General features: G+C 70.3%; 17 protein-coding genes. 7 read left to right on the plus strand and 10 right to left on the minus strand.

The window, feature by feature from the left end:
• Positions 1–184 precede the first annotated feature (184 nt).
• The gene (locus ACWCRJ_RS43390) at positions 185–721 is read left to right on the plus strand and encodes a GNAT family N-acetyltransferase (RefSeq protein ID WP_450944498.1); all 537 of its coding nucleotides are present in this window, start codon (positions 185–187) and stop codon (positions 719–721) included.
• Between the two features lie 36 nt (positions 722–757).
• Positions 758–1,144: a signal peptidase I gene (locus tag ACWCRJ_RS43395; RefSeq protein WP_450944499.1), complete on the plus strand. Its 387-nt coding sequence runs from the start codon at positions 758–760 to the stop codon at positions 1,142–1,144.
• A 31-nt stretch (positions 1,145–1,175) separates the two neighbouring features.
• On the opposite strand, the gene ACWCRJ_RS43400 is transcribed toward ACWCRJ_RS43395, so the two are convergent.
• From ACWCRJ_RS43400 to ACWCRJ_RS43425, 6 genes are all read right to left on the minus strand, one after another.
• Positions 1,176–2,765, minus strand: coding sequence for a type IV secretory system conjugative DNA transfer family protein (locus ACWCRJ_RS43400; protein ID WP_450944500.1), 1,590 nt, complete (start codon positions 2,763–2,765; stop codon positions 1,176–1,178).
• Between the two features lie 71 nt (positions 2,766–2,836).
• Positions 2,837–4,273, minus strand: coding sequence for an ATP-binding protein (locus ACWCRJ_RS43405; protein WP_450944501.1), 1,437 nt, complete (start codon positions 4,271–4,273; stop codon positions 2,837–2,839).
• Positions 4,274–4,327: 54 nt separating this feature from the next.
• Positions 4,328–5,866, minus strand: a complete 1,539-nt coding sequence (locus ACWCRJ_RS43410; protein WP_450944512.1) for an SCO6880 family protein — start codon at positions 5,864–5,866, stop codon at positions 4,328–4,330.
• A gap of 23 nt (positions 5,867–5,889) precedes the next feature.
• A complete protein-coding gene (locus ACWCRJ_RS43415; protein ID WP_450944502.1) occupies positions 5,890–7,203 on the minus strand; it encodes a hypothetical protein in 1,314 nt (437 codons plus the stop codon).
• The gene (locus ACWCRJ_RS43420) at positions 7,193–8,056 is read right to left on the minus strand and encodes a hypothetical protein (protein ID WP_450944503.1); all 864 of its coding nucleotides are present in this window, start codon (positions 8,054–8,056) and stop codon (positions 7,193–7,195) included. Before ACWCRJ_RS43420 ends, ACWCRJ_RS43415 begins: the two co-directional genes overlap by 11 nt.
• A gap of 204 nt (positions 8,057–8,260) precedes the next feature.
• Positions 8,261–8,569 carry a hypothetical protein gene (locus tag ACWCRJ_RS43425; RefSeq protein ID WP_013002563.1) on the minus strand — a complete coding sequence of 103 codons (309 nt, stop codon included), beginning with the start codon at positions 8,567–8,569 and terminating at the stop codon, positions 8,261–8,263.
• Positions 8,570–9,181: 612 nt separating this feature from the next.
• Between ACWCRJ_RS43425 and ACWCRJ_RS43430 the strand changes: the two genes are divergently transcribed.
• Positions 9,182–11,815, plus strand: a complete 2,634-nt coding sequence (locus tag ACWCRJ_RS43430; protein ID WP_450944504.1) for a hypothetical protein — start codon at positions 9,182–9,184, stop codon at positions 11,813–11,815.
• Positions 11,816–11,976: 161 nt separating this feature from the next.
• A complete protein-coding gene (locus ACWCRJ_RS43435) occupies positions 11,977–12,672 on the plus strand; it encodes an immunity 49 family protein (RefSeq protein ID WP_450944505.1) in 696 nt (231 codons plus the stop codon).
• Positions 12,673–12,743: 71 nt separating this feature from the next.
• On the opposite strand, the gene ACWCRJ_RS43440 is transcribed toward ACWCRJ_RS43435, so the two are convergent.
• From ACWCRJ_RS43440 to ACWCRJ_RS43455, 4 genes are read right to left on the minus strand one after another with little or no spacing between them, the layout of a single operon-like run.
• Positions 12,744–17,450, minus strand: coding sequence for a hypothetical protein (locus tag ACWCRJ_RS43440; RefSeq protein WP_450944506.1), 4,707 nt, complete (start codon positions 17,448–17,450; stop codon positions 12,744–12,746).
• Positions 17,451–17,488: 38 nt separating this feature from the next.
• Complete coding sequence (locus tag ACWCRJ_RS43445; RefSeq protein ID WP_450944507.1) at positions 17,489–17,755, minus strand: DUF397 domain-containing protein; 267 nt, start codon at positions 17,753–17,755, stop codon at positions 17,489–17,491.
• Complete coding sequence (locus ACWCRJ_RS43450; RefSeq protein ID WP_450944508.1) at positions 17,748–17,939, minus strand: DUF397 domain-containing protein; 192 nt, start codon at positions 17,937–17,939, stop codon at positions 17,748–17,750. Before ACWCRJ_RS43450 ends, ACWCRJ_RS43445 begins: the two co-directional genes overlap by 8 nt.
• An 11-nt stretch (positions 17,940–17,950) precedes the next feature.
• Positions 17,951–18,799, minus strand: coding sequence for a helix-turn-helix domain-containing protein (locus tag ACWCRJ_RS43455; RefSeq protein ID WP_450944513.1), 849 nt, complete (start codon positions 18,797–18,799; stop codon positions 17,951–17,953).
• A gap of 151 nt (positions 18,800–18,950) precedes the next feature.
• Between ACWCRJ_RS43455 and ACWCRJ_RS43460 the strand changes: the two genes are divergently transcribed.
• The 3 genes from ACWCRJ_RS43460 (at position 18,951) to ACWCRJ_RS43470 (ending at position 21,408) form a co-directional block, all read left to right on the plus strand.
• Complete coding sequence (locus ACWCRJ_RS43460) at positions 18,951–19,376, plus strand: ATP-binding protein (protein WP_450944509.1); 426 nt, start codon at positions 18,951–18,953, stop codon at positions 19,374–19,376.
• A gap of 66 nt (positions 19,377–19,442) precedes the next feature.
• A complete protein-coding gene (locus ACWCRJ_RS43465) occupies positions 19,443–20,450 on the plus strand; it encodes a C40 family peptidase (RefSeq protein ID WP_450944510.1) in 1,008 nt (335 codons plus the stop codon).
• A 235-nt stretch (positions 20,451–20,685) separates the two neighbouring features.
• On the plus strand, positions 20,686–21,408 hold the full coding sequence (locus ACWCRJ_RS43470) for a phosphatase PAP2 family protein (protein ID WP_450944511.1): 723 nt from the start codon (positions 20,686–20,688) through the stop codon (positions 21,406–21,408).
• The last annotated feature ends 211 nt before the right edge of the window (positions 21,409–21,619 follow it).

The raw sequence follows: 21,619 nt of genomic DNA on the forward strand, positions 1-21,619 counted from the left end.
GCCGATGGTACTGCAGGGGGGACCCTGTGGGAGAGTAGGACGCCGCCGAACAAATATTGAGAAAGGCCCACACCTTATGGTGTGGGCCTTTCTGCGTTTCCGGACCGTTCACCGTTCACCGTTCACCGCTCTCGGACAAGAAACCAGATGAGCCGTGCGGTGACCCGGTACTACCGTGGCCCGCATGAATCTGCTGGTGAGGGCCGTTCGGGCCGATGAGTGGCGGGCTGTGCGGGAGTTGCGGTTGGCGGCGCTGCGGGATCCGGTGGCGCATCTCGCGTTCCTGGAGACGTACGAAGAGGCCTCGGCGCGGCCGGACGCCTTCTGGAAGGAGCGGACCGAAAGTGCTGCTGAGGGTGCTCTGGAGCGGCAGCAGTTCGTTGTGGAGGGCGAGGACGGCGGATGGGCCGGGACGGTGACCGTACTGGTGGAGGAGGCCGGCGCGCGGGACTTCTTCGGAGGGATCGTCGAGCGGCGGCAGGCGCATCTGGTGGGGGTGTTCGTGCGGGACGGGCTTCGCGGGCAGGGCGTGGGTGAGGCGATGTTCGCGGCCGCCGTGGACTGGGCCCGGGGGGTCGGGGTGGAGCGGGTGCGGTTGTTCGTGAACGAGGGGAACGGGCGGGCCGCGGCGTTCTATCGACGGGTCGGCTTCGTGGACAGTGGGGTGACTGTCCAGGGGGATGAGGGGCTGGAGCTGGAGTACGTGCTGACGTCCGCATAGGGGGCGTCGGGCGGGCTGGTGTTAGCGTTCGGCGGCATGGACGACAGCGTGTATGTGGGCAATGCGGGCAAGGACGCGGCGCTGGACCGTGGCTGGCTGCTCGGGCACTTCAAGGCGGAGGGGGATCCTCGCCGCAGTGAGGCCGTGGAGATCAAGTGGGGGGTCCACCCGCGGGGCGACACGCGTGCGCAGTGGGTCCGGGGTGAGGAACGTACCGCCCTCCAGGTGCTGATCAGCGGCCGGTTCCGGGTCGATTTCCCCGGTCGTAGCGTCGTGCTGGAGCGCCAGGGCGACTACGTGGTGTGGGGGCGTGGCGTGGATCATTCCTGGGTCGCGGAGGAGGAGTCGGTCGTGCTGACCGTGCGGTGGCCGTCCGTCGCCGGGTACGCGGTGCCCTCGGGGGACGGGCGGCCCGCGGAGTGACAGAGACTCTGGCGTCGGTTGCGAACAGCCGCTACGGCAGCGGGAGTTCGTGGTTCGGCCAGCGGGATCTGGCCTGTTCGCGGGAGCGGAGGAGGGCCAGGGTGGGGAGGCCCTGGTCGGGGCCGGAGGTCAGCAGGGCGGGGAGCTGGGGGAGTGGGGCCACGGCTGCCACGTCGTCCAGGACCAGGGTGAGTGGTGGGTCGAGGCGGCCGGAGGATGACCGTTCGGCCATGCGCCGGCCGCGCTCGACCACGCTTGAGGCGAGGGCCGTCAGAAGGGGCATGGCGGAAGGGTTCGCCTTGGGGTCCTCGATGGGGTCGCCGACCACATAGAGCGTTCCCCCCTCGTGCACGAAGGAATCCAGGGCGAGGGAGTCGGCTCGGTTCGGGGTGCAGGATTCCCGGACGTTGACCGTGGAGAGGGCGGAGAGGGCGCGGGCCGTCAACTGCTGGGCGATGTCGCGGCGTTCGGGGTGCGAGGTGAGGGCCGACTCCAGTTCGCCCGCCGCGCCGGGGGCGGCCTTCTGGTTCGTGCGCAGGGTGCGTACCGCTTCCTGGACGTTGCTGCCCTGGGCCCAGCGGTGCAGATGGCGGATGGTGCGGTTGTCTATCGCGGCGGCGTGGAGGTAGCTGCGCAGGAGGGTTTCCGCCGTGTCCGCCATCGCCCGGTCGATCTTGGCGGTGGGGCGGATGGCGGCGAGCAGGGCGGTCGCCCTGGCCGCCGCTGTCGGCTTGTCCTCGCAGCCGGTGACGGGGGACCAGTGGAGGCGGGCCGGGGTGTCGCAGCGGTGGGCGGGGTCGTAGAGGAGGACCGGGCCCAGCTTGCCGCGGGCGTCCTTGGTCTCCGACCAGAGTGTGGGGTCGGAGGTGACCACCAGGGCGGGGCCTTCGGCGTCCCGTACGGCTTGGACGGCGGCGGGCCGGCGGGAGTCGGCGGTGCCCAGGACGACCGGGGGGATCGTGTGCGTCCAGCCGCCGTTGTGCGGGGCGCCCGTTGTCGAGGGCACGGGGATGGGGGGAAGCGGGCTGGTCGGCACGTCGGCCTCGGCCGGTGAGGCCGGTGGAGCGGGCGTCGAGGGCGTGGTGGGGAAGTCGGTGTGGGACGTCGGAGCCGCGTGGTGGTCCGGGCCGGCGCCGTGGGGCTGGGCCGGGGTCGTCTGTTCCACGGGGGCGTGCACGGGCGGTGTGACGTGACCGGGGGAGGCGGTGGGTGCCGCCGTCGGGGCGTCCGCCGGTCGGTGGTGCCGGGTTTCCCTCTCCCGGGCCCGTACGGCCCTCCAGCGGGCCAGGGTGCCCATCGTGAAGACGGTCAGGACGAGGAGGACCATGAGCTGGCTGATGACGAGGCCCCAGAAGAGGCCGTAGCCGGAGAGCTGGTCGGCGGGGGTGTCGGGCCAGGCGGCGGCGAGGTCCTGGGGGGCGGAGACCAGGTTGCGTACGGCGAGGGGGGTGCGGCCGAAGGTGACGGCGTCGGGCCAGGCGCCGTGGGCGAAGAGGCCGGCCAGGCCGGTGGCCGACCAGACCAGCAGGGTCAGGCCCACCAGGAAGCCGAGGAGGGCGATCAGCAGCCCGTCGGGGATGCCGCCTGTGCCCTGCTGAGGGCGTCCGTCGTCCGGTCTCATCGCATGCCGCCGTTCACGCTGTCACCCTGCCCTGGCCCGACTGTGTCCGTTTGCGCTGGTACCGGTGGCGCCTATGCCACCGTCGACTCGGAGGAGCCGTAGCCGTCGATCTCGCTCAGCCGGTGTTCGACGAACGCGGCCGCCCGTTCCTCCGCCTCCAGTTCGGCGGCGCGCAGGGCGTCGTCCTCGTCATGCAGGTGGTCGGCGGACGATTCGGTCATCGCGCGGTCGGTGAAGACCAGGGGGCGTTCGGTCTCGGTGATCAGGTGTTTGACCACCTGGACGTTGCCGTTGACGTCCCAGACGGCGATGCCCGGGGTGAGGGTGGGGATGATCTCCACCGCCCAGCGGGGCAGGCCCAGTACGCGGCCGGTCGCTCTCGCCTCGTCCGCCTTCTGGGCGTAGATCGTCCGTGTCGAGGCCATCTTGAGGATCGCCGACGCCTCCTTCGCCGCCGCGCCGTCGACGACGTCCGACAGGTGGTGGACGACCGCGACGAAGGACAGGCCGAGCCGTCGGCCGAACTTCAGCAGTCGCTGGAAGAGCTGGGCGACGAAGGGGCTGTTGATGATGTGCCAGGCCTCCTCGACCAGGAAGATGCGCTTCTTCCGGTCGGGGCGGATCCAGGTGTGCTCCAGCCAGACACCGACGATCGCCATGAGGATGGGCATGGCGATGGAGTTGCGGTCGATGTGGGACAGGTCGAAGACGATGAGGGGCGCGTCGAGGTCGATGCCCACGGTGGTGGGGCCGTCGAACATGCCGCGCAGGTCACCGTCGACCAGGCGGTCCAGGACCAGGGCCACGTCCAGGCCCCAGGCCCGTACGTCGTCTATGGCGACGTTCATCGCCTCCGCGGACTCCGGCTCGGGGTGGCGGAGCTGCTCGACGATGTCGGTGAGGACCGGCTGGCGTTCGACGATGGTCTCGTTGACGTAGGCGTGCGCGACCTTGAGGGCGAAGCCGGAGCGTTCGTCCAGGCCGTGGCCCATCGCGACCTCGATGATCGTGCGGAGCAGCGCGAGCTGGCCCGTCGTGGTGATCGAGGGGTCGAGGGGGTTGAGGCGGATGCCCATGTCGAGGGCGGCGGTCGGGTCCAGGCGGATGGGAGTTATGCCCAGCTCCTCCGCGATGAGGTTCCATTCGCCGACGCCGTCCTCGCCCTGGGCGTCGAGGACGACGACCTGGCGGTCGCGGAAGCGCAGCTGGCGCAGGACGTACGTCTTCTCCAGGGCCGATTTGCCGTTGCCGGACTCGCCGAGGACGAGCCAGTGCGGGGCGGGGAGCTGCTGGCCGTAGAGCTGGAAGGGGTCGTAGATGTAGCCCTTCCCGGAGTAGACCTCGCGGCCGATGATCACGCCGGAGTCGCCGAGGCCGGGGGCGGCGGTCGGGAGGTACACGGCCTGGGCCTGGCCCGTGGAGGTGCGCACGGGGAGGCGGGTCGTCTCGACCTTGCCGAAGAGGAAGGACGTGAAGGCGTCCGTGAGGGCGGACATGGGGTCTCGCATCAGCGCTTCACCTCCAGGTGCGGTTGGGTCGGGTGATCCCGCATCGCGGCAGCCCTACCTTCGGATTCCGGTGGCGAACGGGAGCGTGTTGACGAAGGCCCGGTGGTGTTCGCGGTCGCACCACTCCAGCTTGAGGTACGACTTGCCGGCCGAGGCCCTTATCGTCCGCTTGTCGCGAGCCAGGGCCTCCGGGGAGCGGGAGGAGACGGTGATCCAGCCGACGAGGTTGACGCCGGCCGCGCCGCTGGCGAGGTCTTCGCCGCGCTGGTCGAGGCGGGAGTGGGAGGCCACGTCACGGGGGTCGACGGTGCGGTTCATCTTGGCGGCGCGGGACGCCTCCGCCTCGTCGTTGGTCTTCTCCGTGAGCATGCGTTCGATGGCGACCTCGGTCGGTTCCAGGTCCATGGTGACGGCGACCGTGCGGATGACGTCCGGGGTGTGGACCAGGAGGGGCGCGAGGAAGTTGACGCCGACCGGGGTCATCGGCCATTCCTTCACCCAGGCCGTGGCGTGGCACCAGGGGGCGCGGGTGGAGGACTCGCGGGTCTTGGCCTGGAGGTAGTCCGGTTCCATCGCGTCGAGTTCGGCCGGCCAGGCGTTGCGCTTGGTCATGGCCTGGATGTGGTCGATGGGGTGGTCCGGGTCGTACATGGAGTGGATGAGGGAGGCGAGGCGGCCCTGGCCGAGCGGCTGCCGTACGCGGATGTCGGCCTCCTGGAGGCGCGAGCAGATGTCCGTCAGTTCGCGGGCCATGACGACGGCGAGGCCGGCGTCCTTGTCGAGCTTGCGGCCCTGCGGGCGGGCGGCGCGGGCCATGGCGTGGCCCTCGGCGGCGAGTTCGCGGGAGTAGTGCATGCAGGCGACGAGGTACGCGCGGTGCTGTTCGCTGCTGGTGGAGACCATGGACTGGAGTTGGTCGTACGACTGCTGGAGCCAGCCCGGGGCGCGGTCGTCGCCGCGCTGGGAGACGTCCTTGGCGTGGGCGTCCGGGTCGGCGGGCAGGGTGCGCGCGAGCATCTGGAGCCGGGTGACGAAGCCGTCGCCGTTGGCCACGTGCTTGAGGAGGGTGCCGAAGCGGTCGACGAGGGCTTCCTGGTCCTCGGAGTCGCGCAGGCCGACGCCGGGGCCCTCGATCTCGATGGCGGCGGTGACGGTCCGGCGGTCGGCGTGCAGGAGGACGGCGATCTCGTCGGGGCCGAAGGGGGCGGCCAGCCAGGTGATGCGGCCGATGCCCGGCGGGGGTCCGACCTCCACCTCGCGGCCGTCGAGTCGGGTGCCGGCCTCCATGTTGGTGGAGCGGTACGCCGTGCCGCGGCGCAGGCTGCGCTTGTAACTGCGGTTGATCTCGAACCACTTGTAGAACGTCCGGCGCTTGTACGGCACGTAGACCGCGGCCAGCGCGAGCATCGGGAAGCCGGTGAGCAGGGCGATGCGGGGGACGAGAACGGGGACGAGGAGGCCGCACATCATGCCGAGGAACGCGCCCGCGATGATGAGCGCGATCTCGCCGGACTCGCGGTTCCGGCCGATGATGGCGTTCGGCCGGGCGCGGCCGATCAGATAGGTACGGCGGGGCGTGACCGGATGGGACATATGGGCCGCGTGGGAATCAGTCGTCAACGCCCTTCACCTCCCGTGCGGTTGCTGTTGCGGGTGTTGCCGGCGTGGGGGGTGTTGACCGGGCTCGTGCGGGGCGGGGGTGCGGCGGGGAGATTTCCGCCGCCTCCGCCCGCGGGGCGCGAGCTGTGGGCGGCCACGCCGCCGGATGCGGGGTTGGCGGGGCGGGGGGTGTTGTTCCCACCGCCGTTGTTGTCGGCCCGGGAGCTGTGGGTCTTGATGCCCTGGGCGACGAGGCTGGCCGGGGAGCTGATCACGGCGGCGGCCTTGTTCTCGGCGCCGCGCATGATGCGGTTGTTGCGGGAGCCCGCGATCTCGTCGCCGAAGCCGGGGACGAAGCGGTAGATCATCGCCGAGGCGAAGATGGCGAGGAGGATGATGGCGAGGCCGGAGACGACGGCGGAGAAGGCGTTGGGGCCGTCGTCCGCGGACAGCGCGCCGGCGAGGCCGAGGACGATCACGATCACCGGTTTGATGAGGATGACCGCGATCATGATGCCCGCCCAGCGGCGGACGTGGCCCCAGAGGTTCTTGTCGACCAGGCCGGCGTAGACGACCGTGCCGAGGAGTGCGCCGACGTAGAGCAGGGCGGCGCGGATGACCAGCTCCAGCCAGAGGACGCCGGCGGCGAGGATGGAGACGAGGGAGACCACGATCAGCATGATCGGGCCGCCGCCGATGTCCTCGCCCTTCTTCAGGGCGCCGGAGAAGGTGCCGAAGAAGGTGTCCGTCTGGTCGCCGGTGGCTTTGGCGAGGACGTCGGTGACGCCGTCGGTGGCCGATACGACGGTGTAGAGGATCAGGGGGGTGAAGGCGGAGGCGAGGACGGTCAGCCAGAGGAAGCCGACGGCTTCCGAGAGGGCCGTGGTGAGGGGGACGCCCCGCACGGCGCGCTTCGCGACCGCGAGCAGCCACAGGACCAGGGTGAGGATGGTCGACGCCGCGAAGACGACGGCGTACTGCTGCAGGAACTTGGGGTTCGTGAAGTCGACGTTCGCGGTGTCGTTGACCGCGGCGGAGAGTTTGTCGATGGTCCAGGAGGCGGCGTCGGCGCAGCCTTGGGCGAGGGAGGAGAGGGGGTCGAGGGTGGTGGTTACGCCGTTGGGGAGGGTGCTGGTGTCGCCTTTTTCGCCGGCTCCGCGTTCGCAGTAGTCCTGAGCCGGGCCGCGGATGAGGTCACAGGGGTTGTTGCTGTCAGAAGGGCTGGGTGTGGGCGTGGGGGCAGCGAAGGCACGGGTGGCCAGCAGCACCGTGGTGGCCTGAACGGCCGTGACAGCGGCAGCGACCTTAAGCGCGCTGTGCTTAACGGGCATACGTGAACCCTCCGTACTCCTGGACGGCCTTGGTCATGTCCTCGGCGGTGGAGGCCTTCTGGTCCCGCCCGACCGGGACGGGGCCGTCCTTCTGAGTGAAGTCGGTGACCTTCCAGTCGCCGCCGACCCAGTGCAGTTCGTACGTGGTCGTGAACCAGCTTTCGGTCACCGGATTTGTGGAGCTTTCGCCGGAGAGGCCGAAAAGCGAGGTGTACCAGAGTTCGACAGAGGCGGCGCTGTCGCTGGAGGATGCGATCTTGGTGCCCACCGGGATGACACGCGAGATGAACGTTTGGCCGCTCGGCGCTGAGCCATCTTTGCTCAGGCCGATGTTGGCCAAGAAATTCTCGTCGGCATACACATCGTCGAGCTTGCCCTGACGGTTGGCCGCGACGTTGGGGGCGTAAACGGCGTTGACGATCTCGTGCCGCCGCTCGGTGTTGAACATGTCGGCCGAGCCCAGCGCAATCGCGTAGTTCGCCGCCGCGCTCTCCGCTCCCTGAGCGTTCTGTGCATAGCCGGTGGGAATCCCTGCTGACTTCGACTTGACCGGTTGCTCACCGGAAGCCGCCGTAGGGGCAGCCTCAGCCCTGTCGGAGCCTTCTGCGCCGTCGCCGCCGCTGTCGCCGCCTCGGTTCGCGAAGGCGATCGCGGCGATGAGGAGGACGACGACGCCGACGATGGTGACGAGGCTTCTGGAGGAGGAGCGGGGGCGGCGGGGGGCGCCGCCGTAGGGGTCGCCGCCGCCTTCGGGGAGGCGGGTTCGGGTCTGGCCGGTGCCGGCGTATCCCCCGTACGCGTCGTCACCGGAGCGTGAGGAGTCGCCGTACCCCTGCTCGTCGCCGAGACTCATGCCGCAGTCGCCCCTTCAACTTCGACGTCGTACGGAAAGGCGTAGCAGTACGACGGTAGCCGCGCTGGTTCCCGCGCGGGCGCGGTGTGGAGACTCGACATCAGGGAAACGCAACCTCAGCCGGTGGGCACGACGGACGGGTGGGGTGGGAGGGGGAACTGGGCGTGGCCGGCGGCCCGGCCGGGACGAGGGCGGGCCGCCGCGCTACACGGCCATGCCGTACACGATGGTGAAGAGGGTGCCCAGGGAGCCGATGATGAAGACGCCGGTGAGGCCGGCGATGATGAGGCCCTTGCCCTGTTCGGCGCTGAAGGTGTCGCGCAGGGCGGTCGCGCCGATGCGCTGTTTGGCCGCGCCCCAGATCGCGATGCCGAGGCAGAGGAGGATGGCGACCGCCATCACGACCTCGATCATCACGCGTGCCTCGTTGCCCAGGCTGCCGAAAGGCCCCCAGTCCGGGGCGATTCCGCCGATGATGGTGGTGATGTCGCCCTTGTCGGCCGCAACGAACATGTAAGTCACCGCCCCTAATGGGTAGTTCTGTTGTCTTCGGTGGTTGTGCGGGGCGTGCGCCTCGGCGTCCGCTCCGCACGCCTCCGCGCGGGTGCGCAGAGGTCGGGCCCATTCTCGCCGACAATGACGCTGACGTATGTCGACTTGGCGTCATTGATTGGCGGTTTTCGTACGGATCCCTTGCCGCCGGCCCGCGTGGGCCCCTAACGGGGGGTGCGGAACGGTAAACGAAGGGTCGTATCGTCACTCTGTGTATCACGGCAGGTCACGCCGGGCAACGAGGATGAAACGGAACCTGTGGTGTGGTTCCGTCGTTATTCCCCTTTCGTCGCCTCTGGGGGCTTGCCCGGCCCCGCTTCTGACGGGGTGTCGGGTCTGTTCTGTCGATCCGGTGTTCTCCGGGGTTCGAGTGTGCCTGATGTGGACGTAAGGGTCGTGTGTGGGGGCCCGGTGTCCCGGCGGGGCCGAGCTTTGGCCAGAACTGCATGGGATCGCGATCGCAACTTTGGTACAAATGATCGACTGGGTGCCCCTTTTTGTCCAAGCGTCAGGCGCGGGGGTGGGGAGCCGAGTTGATGTAACGAATCTGCGAGGGCGTCCACGGGGGTAGGCGTGAGCGAGGACAGGCCCGTTGTCTCGGCCGAGATACCGGAGTTCACGGGCAATCTGGAGCAGCTGGAGACGGACGCGGGGGACATCGCGTTCGACGGGATGGCGGTCGGTGCGGCGGGTCTGCTGATCGACGCCAACTTCAACCTGCTGGAACCTTTCTACAAGGCGCCCGAGGCCGACCAGCTCTTCGCGACGACCGCGCCGGTCGCGGCGGCCGGCAGTGATCTGCAGACCGAACTGAGCACGGTCTCCAAGGCGCTGCTCGACTACGCGGCCGAGGTCCGGCCCCTGGTCGACCGGCTCAACTCGCTCCGCGAGGAGGCGGCGGCGTTCGAACGGCGCGTCGCGGACGACGACGACTGGGTCGCGGACGGCGACCTCATCGACGAGAACACGGGCCGCCGCAACGCGGTGAACGCGGCGTGGGCGGCCTTCCAGGCCGCCGAACTGGCCTGTCACAACAAGATCGTCGCACTGGTCGGGGGCGAGCCGCTCGTCGTCAACGACGGCTCGAACAAAGAGAACATGTACGGCTACCGTGCCGAGGATCTCGACCACGCCGGCGGGCTGCCGTGGGGGGACGTGGTCGAGGAGTCCAACCCCTGGTACTACATCCACGAGCACGCCTGGGACTTCACCGTCGGCTTCTTCGTCGACGGCGTGTGGGGGACGATCCGGGGGCTCGGCACGCTGGTGGGCGTGGACGGCTGGGACGCGGCCGGCCAGGCGTGGACGGGGCTGGGCAAGCTTCTGACGGGCATTGTGATCACGGCCGTACCGGTCGTCGGCGCCGCGTACTGGCTGGCACCCGACGACAAGCTCCCCTCCTGGCTGCGTGACTCCCGTACGGCGGTCGTGGAGACCGGCAAGGCGCTGATCGCGTACGACGAGTGGGGCAAGAACCCGTCGCGGGCGGCCGGGGCGGTCACCTTCAACGTCCTGACCACGGTCTTCACGGGGGGTGCGGGCGGGGCGGTCGCCGGGACCGGCAAGGCGGGTGCGATCGCGAAGGCCATCTCCTTCGCGGGGAAGGCGGGGCGGATCGTCGACCCGATGACGTACATCGCGAAGGGGGTCGGCGGGGCCGCCGTCAGGATCAGTGACGTGATGGCCGGCCTGCGGGGGATCACGAACGGCACGCACATCAGGCTCGGCGAGGGCACCTACCGCATCGCCGACGTGCCGAACATCACCGACGACCTTCCCGCCGGGCTCACCCCCGAGAACTCCGTCCGGATGACGACCCCCGAAGGCGCGGTCGTCTACCTCGACACCAAGACGCTGGTGATGCACAACGCCGACGGGACCGTACGGGAGTCGCTGGACGGGATCCGGCACGAGGGGACGGCGGAGCAGCGGGCGGGGGAGAGCGGGACACCGAGGGCTGTCGACGAGCGCAACCTCGTGGGGGCCGGGGCCGGCACGCGGGTGGGGGACACCGCGGCGGTGGGTGGCCGTGGGGGCGACTCGGCGGCTGTCGGGGGGCGCGGGGGCGACAATCCGGGCGGCGTCGGGGGTCGTAGCGGCGAGGATCCGCCACTTGGGCGCGGTGGCTCGGGCGGCTCCGGTGGTGGTGGCCTGGACGACCTCGGGCGGGCTCGTGACGACGGGCTGGATGACGCGGGGCGTGCCGGGGACGACCCGTCGGGAGATGGGGCGGGCGCGGCGGCGAGGCCGGACGGCGACGGCCCCGGCGGGCGCCCTGCGGCCGAGCGGCCCAGTTTCATGCGGGAGGGGGATGACCCGTACGGGCCTCGTGGGTCGCTCACCGATGATCAGATCGCGGAGATCCAGGTGTACCGGGCCAATCATGAGCCTGGCTACTTCGAGAAGTACTACAAGATCAATGGTAACCGTGTGCGTCTCGACCGCTTCGACGAGAGCGACTTCACTCCGCCGCAGCTCACCCGGGAGTCGCCGAACCATCCATGGATACGCGTCACGGACGCCCCCGAGCCGATCAAGCCCCACTACCTGGGCGACTGGGAGAAGCAGGGGCGTGGTCACAAGACGACCCCCGACATGCTCAGGACGTTGGACGAGGTGGCGCTGGAGCGTCATCTCGCCGTCAGGAGCGACCAGTTGATGCAGAGCCTGCGGGACGGGGCCGAGGCGGTCTACAGACGGGACCTGACCGACGAGGCGCGTGGTCTCTGGGGAGAGAGCAAGGGCGCCTACAAGGACCAGCACAACTACATGGGTGTCGCCGCGGAGAAATTCGGCGAGTCCGTGGCGGAGCACCATTTCATCGCGGCCGAACACCCGGGCGCGGTGCGGCAGCCGCTGTCCGGGCCCAAGAACGGGAACGACCAGTTCGATCAGGTCTGGAAGGACGGCGACCGGTATGTCGTCGTCGAGGCCAAGAGCACGTCCACGACCGAATTGGGTGCCCGGAACCTGCCGAGCGGAAAGCGGGTCTCGCAGGGGACCAGGGAGTACTTCCTGGACATCATTCGTGAGATGCAGGAACGCGGCAGGAAGAATCCCTCCGAGCGGAGGCTGGCAGCCGAGCTGGCAGAGGCCCTGGACGACGGCAAACTGGACTACGTCGTGGTCAAGGGAGAGAAGAATGCCGGTCAGTACGCTGGCTACCGTGTGAGGAAGTTCGACATCGCCATGAGGAGCAATCCGTGACCGTGACCATTGCCAGGCATGGTGCGCCCGGGGCGGAGGGTGAGGCCTTCGCTCAAGGGCTGGCAGAAGATGTCGCCAGGGGTGTCGGGAGACTTGAGCGTTCGGTCGGCATGATCGACTTCACGTTCGGTACGGCGCTCCTTCACCTTCAGGCTCGCTGCGTGATCGATCCGCAGGCCGCGGAACTGGAGACGTGGGAGGCGAGTGTCTCCGCGATGCAGCTCGGGTCGGCGATGTTCGCCGTGACCGCGGCGACGGAAGGCGTGGTCGAATGCCGGATCGACCGCGAGGTACGGCACATCCCGGCTGCCGGTCCGCAGGCGTACGCCGATGCGGGCAACTGGCTGACGGCGTTCTGGCTGGCCGTCGTCTGCCGCGAGCAGAAGCGGATGACGCAGCTCTGTGAGATTCCGCTCGACCGCCTGCGCTCGCCCGACGGAGAGTACGACGAGTACGTCTATCGCTGGGTCGACACTCTGCAGACGTACTGGCTGCGGCGTCCGGGCCTGGTGGAGAAGCTGACCGCCACGCTCGAAGCCTCACACCCCGACGCGATCTCGGTGGCTCCCCGGGACCTGGTGCAGCACGTGCTCTATCCGCCGATCAACCTCTTCCACCGTTTCGTGCGGCAGGACCAGGAGGGCTTCAACGAGGCTCTGGTGGAGGCCGTCGAACTGCACAAGAGGTACTGGACGGCCGACGAGGACCGTGCCGATCGCACCGAGGGGTTTCTGGCCCTCGGTCCCCTTGCGTTGGCCTGCCTCGCCCATGACGGCGGGATTTCGGTGGAGGTCGAGTCGGAGTACTTGCCCAAGTACCTCCTCGAACATGGCTGGTTGGGCGAGTTTCCGACCTGAGGCATTGTCCGTGGGGCGGCTCCGGCTCGGAGAGGTCCTTCTGTCGTCTTCCCTCGGGCGTCCGCCCCCGGTCACTTCCCCCGTCCTCGGATGTGCGACTCGGCCCAAGCGCCGGCGAACAGCTCGTGCGGTGGTACCGGCGGCAGCAGGCGGGTGAACGGGCCGTGCAGGTGGGTCGCCGTGGCGGACGGTGCGTGGTGGGCGGCCAGTTTGGCGGTCTCCAGGGGGAGATGGGGCGCCTTGAGGTCGGTCCACGGGCCCGGGACGAACACCGTGCGCCCTGCTCGGGGGCGCTTGTCGTTCTCCACCACCCCCACGGCCGACAGCTCTGCCTGCGCGGTTCTGTGCCGGGCGGGCGTCCAGCCGTTCCAGCGGCGGACGTTCTGGTCGGTGGGGCGGGCGAGGGCGAGGAGCTGAAGGTACAGCGTGGCGGCGTCGGTGCCGACGCCCAGGGACGCGGCGGCCTCGGCGACGAGGCCGGGGGTGCTCAGGGCCGGGTTCAGCTCGTGGCCGCCCGGCGGGACCGGGGTCGTGGACACCCGCTCCGTCATCCGGAGGAGCCCGCCGACGCGCAGCTCCTGTAGCGCACGGATCTCGCCCAGAAGCCAGGACAGGGCCAGTTCGTCGCACAGGCGTTCCGCCCGCTCCAGCCGGTCCGGATCGGCGAGCGCGGACGACCGCAGGAAGACGTCGCCGTGGGGGACGGCGACCACGAAGAGGCCGTCGTCGTACGCCGTGGACGTCTCGGTCACGTTCTCCCGCAGGGGATGGGGGCAGGGCAGCACCGCCCCCTCGTAGGGTACGAAGCCCGGGGTGTCGGCCGCCGCCGCGGCGAGCGCCCGGTGCCGGCCCAGGGGGACGAGCGTGCCGGGGGCGTCCAGGAGTGTGCGCAGCCGGCCGTACAGCGCGACGGCGCCCGCGGTGGCGGGGTCGCCGACCGGGCGCTCGGTGAGGGCCCAGGCCACGACGGACAGCAGCTGCTGGTCCGGGAGGTCGGAGCGGGACACCCGGTCGCCCGCCGTTCCGTCGGGGCACGCCTGGTGGAGACTGAGTCCGCCGCTGACGCTGCCGACCAGGACGAATCCGTGCGGGCCCCCATCGGTTCCGGCGGGGGGCGCCTCGTCCGTGGTGAGGGCACGGGCCCAGGGGCCGGTGAGCCCCAGGTCGGCTTCCAGCGCGTCGGCCAGGCCGTCGTCCACGTACGCCGTGGCGCCGAGCAGGGCGACCCACACCTCGGCCATACGCTCCGCGGCCGCGACCGTCCCGCCATCCGTCCACAATTCGGCCGGGTCCTCCGGCATGCCCGCCGCGAGCACCGCACGCCGTCCCGCCGGGCCGAGCCGGTACCAGAAGGCGTGGTACTCGTCGGCGACGGGCTTGGTCGCCCTGTACGGCTTCGAGCGCAGCATCTTCCAGTCGTCGTCGTACCGCTGCCGTCGGGGCAGGCCGGCCAGGACCAGCGTCGCGATCGTGCCGCGCACCCCCGTGCGCCGGGAGAAGACCTCGACGGCTCGCGCGGTGACGGGCAGCGGGCCCCGGCTCGCCACCAGGTCCAGCAAGGCGGGCAGGCGGGCGGTGTCGTCCCGCTCGACGGTGAACGTCTCGTCGTCCTCCCCCTCGATCGCATCGGTCTCGGGCGCCGTACGGACCGGGGCCGGATCATCGGCCCACTGGACGAACCGTGCCGTGCCGCCGCGTTCGCCGACCGAGGCGATGACCTGCCCGGCGGCGCGGGACGCGGCCGGTGTCGCCACCGGTGCGCGGCCGGTACGCCACCGCCCTCCCCGCTCGGCGAACGGCTGGGCGCTCCAGGTGCGGAGCAGCGCCGCAAGGGCCGTCCGTTCCTCGTCGGAGGTGGTGTCCACCACGGCACGCCAGGCCGCCGCGTCGATACGGCCGAGCAGCGCGGCCCACTCCAGCGGTTCCGCGGGCAGCGCCAGCCGTCGGGTCTCGTCGTCGATCTCGCCGCGCAGATACCGGCCGTCCGCCGCGACCGCGATGAGGGTGGCGGGGCGGGGGCCGGGCACGTGGGCCTCGTAGGCGCGGAGTTCGGGCAGCAGGCCGTACAGGGCGGGGGACAGCGTGGTGTCGGGGATCTCGGCCGGGAGTGTCACCACCGGGCCCGACCGCATGATGGCCACGCGCCGGGACAGGTCCTCACGCCGCCGGAGCACCTCGGCGGCGAGCAGCGCGACTCGCACCACCCCGTCCGCGATCCGCGGTTCGGTCACCTCGGGCAGCAGACGGGCCAGTTCGGCGCGTACGGCCCGGGGCGTCGCGTCGTGGGCCGCGTCGAGCAGCGCGCGTACGACGTCGGAGGTGACCGAGCGCAGGGCCTTGGACCCGGACTCGTCGCGGGGGGTGAGGAAGTGCCAGTACGCGGGCGGGGGCAGCGGGCCGACGCTGTGGGCCGGGGGCTTGCGGCGGCCCAGGTGCCGGTCGCTGGCCGGGAAGCCGTGTGCCTCCCACAGGAGGGAGCCGTCGGACACGGCGTGGACCCGTACGTTGCCCGGGTCCACCAGCACCGCGTCCTCGCCGTCGGCGGGGAGCCGGAGGATGCCCCACGGCTGGCGTCCGGGCCGGGTGCTGACGAACCGTCCCTCACGGCCGTCGACGGACCGCAGCAGGAAGTCGGTGGGGGAGGGGCCCGCGTACGGCGTGCGGTACAGGACGTGGCAGCCGGTCAGCCGGCCGTCCTGGCCCAGCGGCGACGGCGGGGCGTCCTCGGGCAGGGCGGCCAGGGTGAGCGAGTCCATGAACATGGCTCGGCCCGGGGGCACTTCGGCGTCGCGGTGGAACTCGGGCAGGGCGCGGTCGCCGGTCCGTGCGCCGCTCGTGGGGTCGACGCGCTGCCAGTTGTCGCGGTAGGCGTCGGCGCTCCAGAACCGCTCGCCGTCGCTCATGTGGAGTTCGCGGCTGCCGATGCCGGTACGGTCGCCAGGCCGCAGCACCCGGTCCCCGTCGTGGCGGCCGGGCCCGGCTCCGCTGTCCGGGCTCGCGAACTGGAAGCCGAAGCCGCCGTCGATGATCCCGTCGTACGGGCGCAGTCCGATCCGCTGCTCCGGCTCGAACACCTCCTCGGGCCGGTCGGTCCAGAAGGCCTGCTCACCGAAGCGCGCGAGCACGGTGCGGCTCAGGGTGGTCGAGCTCACCAGGAACCGGCCGCCCGCGAAGTGCACGCTGTGACTCGTCGTGCCGTCGGGGAGTGTGAAAGCGCAGGAGCCGCGCCGGCCCGCGTGGTCCACGGCCACGGCCCGGTCGTCGCCGTAGACGGTCAGCACGGGCCATGTGCAGGTGACGCCCCGGACGCCGCCGCGTACGTCGTCGGGTCCGGCGGCGTCGCCGAACTCGGCCAGGACCGCCTCCAGCGCCGGCCAGCACAGCTCCTCCGGCAGCCCGGCGGTGAGGGCGCGGGTCAGCGGGCCGGTCAGGTCCAGTGCGGCCAGGGCTTCCTCGACGCCGTCCAGGGCCGTCGCCGTCGGGCGGTCGAGGAGCGCTGCCAGCTCGTCCACCGCCTCGTCGGCCGCCGCGATCCCTCCGCCCCGCAACTCACCGATCAGCTTCTCGATCCTGGTGTGCACCTCGGCGGCGATGCCCGCGTTCTCCGGCAGCCGGGTGATCGCCGAGCCGCCGCCGCGCAGCCCGGCGTGGACCGTGCCCTCCAGCCGGGGCCCGAAGACCGGGTCGTCCGCCAGGGCGGTGAGGTCCCGCCGCGATTTGCCGCCCCAGAACTTCAGCCGGATCGAGTCGCCCGGATCCTCGACCGCGACCCCCTCCGCGAGACAGGCGTCCAGCAGATCGGCGTCCAGCTCCGGCCACTGATAGCGGTCCTCGTGCAGCCGCACGGGCGCCCCGGCCGCGCGCAGCCGGGGCGCGAACAATGTCACCAGTTCGAACAGTTCCGGCGGCAGCTGCTGCGACCTCACACCCCCGCCCGCCACGCGCGCGTGCCGGTACATCCGTGTGTACTGCCCCAGCCACCCGGCGACCCCGCCCTCCGGAGTCACCCGCCCGGTCACCACCGCCTCCGCCGCGCCCGAGCGCAGCAGCAGCCGCAGCCAGGCCGCCGCGTCGCCCCGCGCGTCCGGGAACACGTCCACCAGCGCGGCGTTCACGTCGTCGTCCTGCGGGAACTCCGCCAGCAGCCCCGCGACCGCGTCCAACAGGGCATCCGGCACGGCCTTCCCCCGGGCCCCGCCCACCACCGCCGCCAGCACCCGCGCGTCCTCGTCCCGGCCCAGCCCCGCCGCCTTCGCGGACGCCCGCACCCGCCCGGCCAGCGTCGCCGGCAACTCGCCCGGCGACGCCGCCCACGCCGTCAGCACCCGCGTGTACTCGGCGTGCGCCTCCGCCGCGCTCAGCTCGTCGGCCAGCCGGCGCTGATGATCCGTCAACTCCTTGACCGGCAGTGCCCCGAGACCCGCGAACAGCCGTACGTTCGCCCGGTACCACTCCCCGTCCACCGGCAGCGCATGCTCCCGCTCCGCCTTCCGCGCCAGCGCGAACGCCTTCCCCGCGTACCGGACGCTCCAGCCGCTCAGACGGTGCCCCACCATGTCCCAGAACCACGGCAGATGCGGCGCCGGCAGCCGACTCGCCTGCCGCTCCATGCCCGTCAGGAAACGGCCCGGCTTCTCGTACGCCACCCGGATCTGCGCACGCACCGCCTCCAGCGCGTCCAGCGCGATCGGCTCGCCGGCCGGGTCGTGGGCTCTGACCCAGTCGACGTACACCGTCGACGTGTGCGGCTGCGTCGGAAACGGGACGTTGACCTTCATACCGAGATACTGGCACGCCCCACCGACAACGCCCCGGCCTACTTCTTCGTCGGCTCGAAACCTTCCACACCCTCCACGAAGTGGTCGAACTCCCCTGCCTGTACGCCCAGTACGAACGCGTCCCACTTCCGGCGGTTCGTCGTCACGACGTTGTCCGGGGCGCTGGTCTCGCGGATGTAGACGGGGGCCTCGGGGTCGTCCTCGCCCTGCCCCTCCCCGAAGGCGAGCTCGATCCAGGGGCCGGGTCCGGTCGCGTCCTCGGGGGCGGCGCGGATCCAGTCGAGGTCCGGGGGGATGTCAGACACGGGTGGGTTCCTTGTCGAGTTTGAGTACGTGGAGGAGGGCTCGGAAAGAGGAGGGGGTGGTGGTGAGGGTGGCTTGGGCGGGGTCGGCGGATTCGGTTATGCGGATGGTGGTGGGGCCGGTGGATATGTGGACGCAGGAGGCGCCCTCGGAGCAGTACGAGGACTTCTGCCAGCGCGGGGTCATGGGCGTTCCCTTCACAGCTCTCGCATCACGTTGTGGATGAGGTCTCGGGTCTTCTCGGGAGCGAGCGTGACGGCTTCGATCCGGTCGAACAGCGTGCGGTACTTGTGCAACTGCGCCTCGGCGTCGAGAAACGCGAGGCCGTGGGACTGGTCGAGATAGACGGTGTCCAGCTGTGGCACGTGGGCGAAGGCGTAGTGGATCGACTGCCCGGAACCCGGGTAGGCACCGGCGTCGAAGGTGATCGCGCGCAGGGTGATGTGGGCTCGGTCGCTCATGTCGAGCAGGTGCTGCAACTGCTGTCGGGCAACCGTGGGACCCCCGACCCGCATGCGCAGGGCGGCCTCGTGGATGACCGCCTCGTACGGAGTCGGGTCGTCCTCGCGGAAGAGAATCGCCTGCCGCTTGATGCGGAACGAGAGCCGGTGCTCGATGTCGGGCGGTGAGAGTTCGGTGACCGCTTGGCGGAAGATCTCAAGGGCGTACTCGCGGGTCTGGAGCAGGCCGGGGATGCGGGCTGTGATGGCGTCGCGCAACGACTTGGCGTGGTGCTCCAGTTCGGCCAGGTCGACCAGCGGCGTCGGGAGCAGCTCGCGGTACGCCTCCCACCAGCCTCGCTTCCGGTCCGACGTCATGGCCGCCATCGCCTCGACCAGGGCCTTGTCGGAGCAGCCGTAGTGGCAGGCGATCGTGCGCAGGCGCTCGGGGCTCACTCCCACTCGGCCGGCCTCCATGTTGCTGACCTGCGTCTGCTTGATACCCAGGAGTTGACCGGCCTCAGTGGCGCTCAGGCTCGCTCGCTCCCGGAGTTTGCGCAGCTCTGCGCCGAAGCGGAGTTGTCTGCCCGTCGGGTTGGTCCTCACGGGGCTGTCGACCTCCTTGCCGCCGCTGGTCACCCACACGGGTGGCAGTGAACGAAATTGCCGAGAATCAGTGAATGTATTAACTCTGTCTCGCTACTTTAGGGCTCAGGAGCCGTATCCAACCAACTCCCCTCAGTAATCGGAGACTTCCATGGCAACCGTATCCCCGTCCTGGAACTACACCCTGAGCCTCCCCCGTGATCCCCGGTCCCCCGGCGTCGGGCGGGCCACCCTGCGGGCCGTGCTCGCCGCCCATGACCTCTCCGAACTCGCCCCCACTGCCGAACTGTTGGCCGCCGAGCTGCTCACCAACGCTCATCGCCACACCGCGCAGGAGTACGCCCTGCGGGTGCTGGAGATCGGCGGGAGGCTGCGGGTGGGGGTGTGGGACCGCGACTGGCGGGTGCCGGTGGGGTTCGAGGAGGACGCCGGGCCCGTAGACCTCGAAGCGGAACGCGGGCGTGGGCTCCAGCTCGTACGCGCATGCGCCGAGGGCCGGGGTGTGTCCGTGTTGCGGGACCTCGGCGTCTCACAGGGTGGGAAGCTGCTGTGGGTCGACTGCGGGGCCGCCGAGTGATCATTCCGCCGGGGCGGGGCCCGCTCTACACTTGCCGTCGGCGGACTGGCGCGCGGTGAGGGGCGGTTGACGGTGCGTAAGGCGTGGATCGTGGTGATCGCTGCCGGCAGCGTTGGGCTCAGCTTCGTGTTGCTGCTGGTCGTGGGTGTCTACATGGTCGCCGGGAACCTCGCGGGCGGCATCGGCGGGAAGTCCGTCGGACTGGCCAAGGGGGCCGTGCCCGCCGCATATCAGACGCTCGTGCAGAAGTGGGGCAATCTGTGCGACGCCATCAATCCGGCGTTGCTGGCCGCACAGCTGTACCAGGAGAGCGGGTTCAATCCGAAGGCGCAGAGCCCCGCCGCCGCGCAGGGGATCGCGCAGTTCATCCCGGGGACCTGGGCCACGCACGGGCTCGACGGGGACGGGGACGGGGATCGTGACGTCTGGGACCCGAATGACGCGATTCCGTCGGCCGCCTCGTACGACTGCTCGCTCGCGAAGTACGTGAAGGACGTACCCGGTGATCCGACGGCGAACATGCTCGCTTCCTACAACGCGGGGGCGTACGCCGTCATCAAATACGGGGGCGTGCCGCCGTACAAGGAGACGCAGAACTACGTCAAGACGATCACCACGCTGTCGGAGAGTTTCGCCGCGCCCACGTCGCGGGTCGATCCGAGCGAGCAGGCGGCCGGGGCCATCGCGTACGCGCAGAAGAAGCTCGGGACGCTGTATCTGTGGGGTGGCACCGGTACCGCTGAGCAGGGCGGACGCTTCGACTGCTCGGGGCTGACGCAGGCCGCGTACAAGACCGTGGGGATCACGCTGCCGCGGGTCGCCAACGATCAGTACAACGCCGGTCCGCATCCCTCGCGGGACGAGCTGCTGCCCGGGGATCTGGTGTTCTTCTCCGACGACCTCACCAACTCCCGCGCCATTCGGCACGTCGGAATTTATGTCGGGGGCGGATATATGATCGACGCTCCGCGCACGGGGGCCGTCATCCGTTTCGACCCGATTGACACCCCCGACTACTTCGGTGCCACCCGGGTCACCGAAGATGGCGCGAAAGCATTGCCCACAACGGTCTGACAGCGCCGTAATTGCCTGTGAACCCCTGCCCTGAGCTGCAGAGATGTGTCTCTCTTCGATAACGTCTGCGTGATCATTCGGTGGAGGGTGGAACGCATTGAAGGGGAGTGTGCGTTCCTGATTGACGTAGCCCGTTGACGCTCACGCGGAAGCACTACGTACACCACGGGGGTGGCAGAGCGCGGCGCACGTAAGGGTGCGGTCGCGAGAACGATGACGAAAGGGCCGCAGCACGATGGCTGGACTCGCCGCGCATGCCGCAATCGCCGCTGAATCCGGATCGAATCCCGACGTCGAGCTGCTGTACGAGATCAACGGACTCGCGAAGGACGCGCCCACCTGGCTCGACCGGGTCATGGAGTTCGTGGGTGAGTACGGGCTGCTCTTCGCGATGGTGCTGCTGATCGTTTGGTGCTGGTGGGGGGTGCGGAAGCGGGGCGGGGAGGATGCCGCCTCGTCCGTGGCCGCGTTGGTGTGGGCGCCGCTCGCCGCCGGGGTCGCCGTGCTGGTGAACGTGCCGATACGCGGGTTCGTGGAGCGGCCTCGGCCCTTTCTCGATCATGAGGGGCTGGAGGTGCTGGTCTCCGGCAAGACCGACTACTCGTTCGTGAGCGATCACGCGACGCTGATCATGGCCATGGCGGTGGGGTTGTTCGTCGCCAACCGGAAGTTCGGGATGGTCGGGCTGGTGATCGGGCTGCTGGGCGGGTTCATCCGGGTGTACATGGGGGTGCACTATCCGACCGACGTGATCGGTGGGTTCGCGTTGGGGACCGCTGTCGTGTTGCTGCTGTCACCGCTCGCCATGGCTCTGCTGACGCCGTTGACGAAGGCGGTGGAGCGGTCGCCTCGGGTGGGGTGGGTCGTGCGGGCTCGGGGGCGGGACGGGGGGCGTGCGGTGATTCCCGGGGCTCGGGTGGGTGGGGCTTCCGCGGAGGAGCGGGATCTGGCTGCCTGAGCCGGCTGAGGGGTCGGCTGCGCCGGGGCTTGCTGGCTGGCCTGGGGGTGTTCTCGCCCCCGCCGCCCCTACCCGTCCCATCCCAACCAGGGGCTGTGCCCCTTCGACCCCCTTGAGCGCCTAGATGAATGAGTCCAAGGGATGGCCTGCGGACAGAGCGCGAGGGCGTCCAATGTCGATGTGTGACGAACGACCTGAACACCCTCGCAAC

Source organism: Streptomyces sp. NPDC002324 (genome assembly GCF_053593335.1).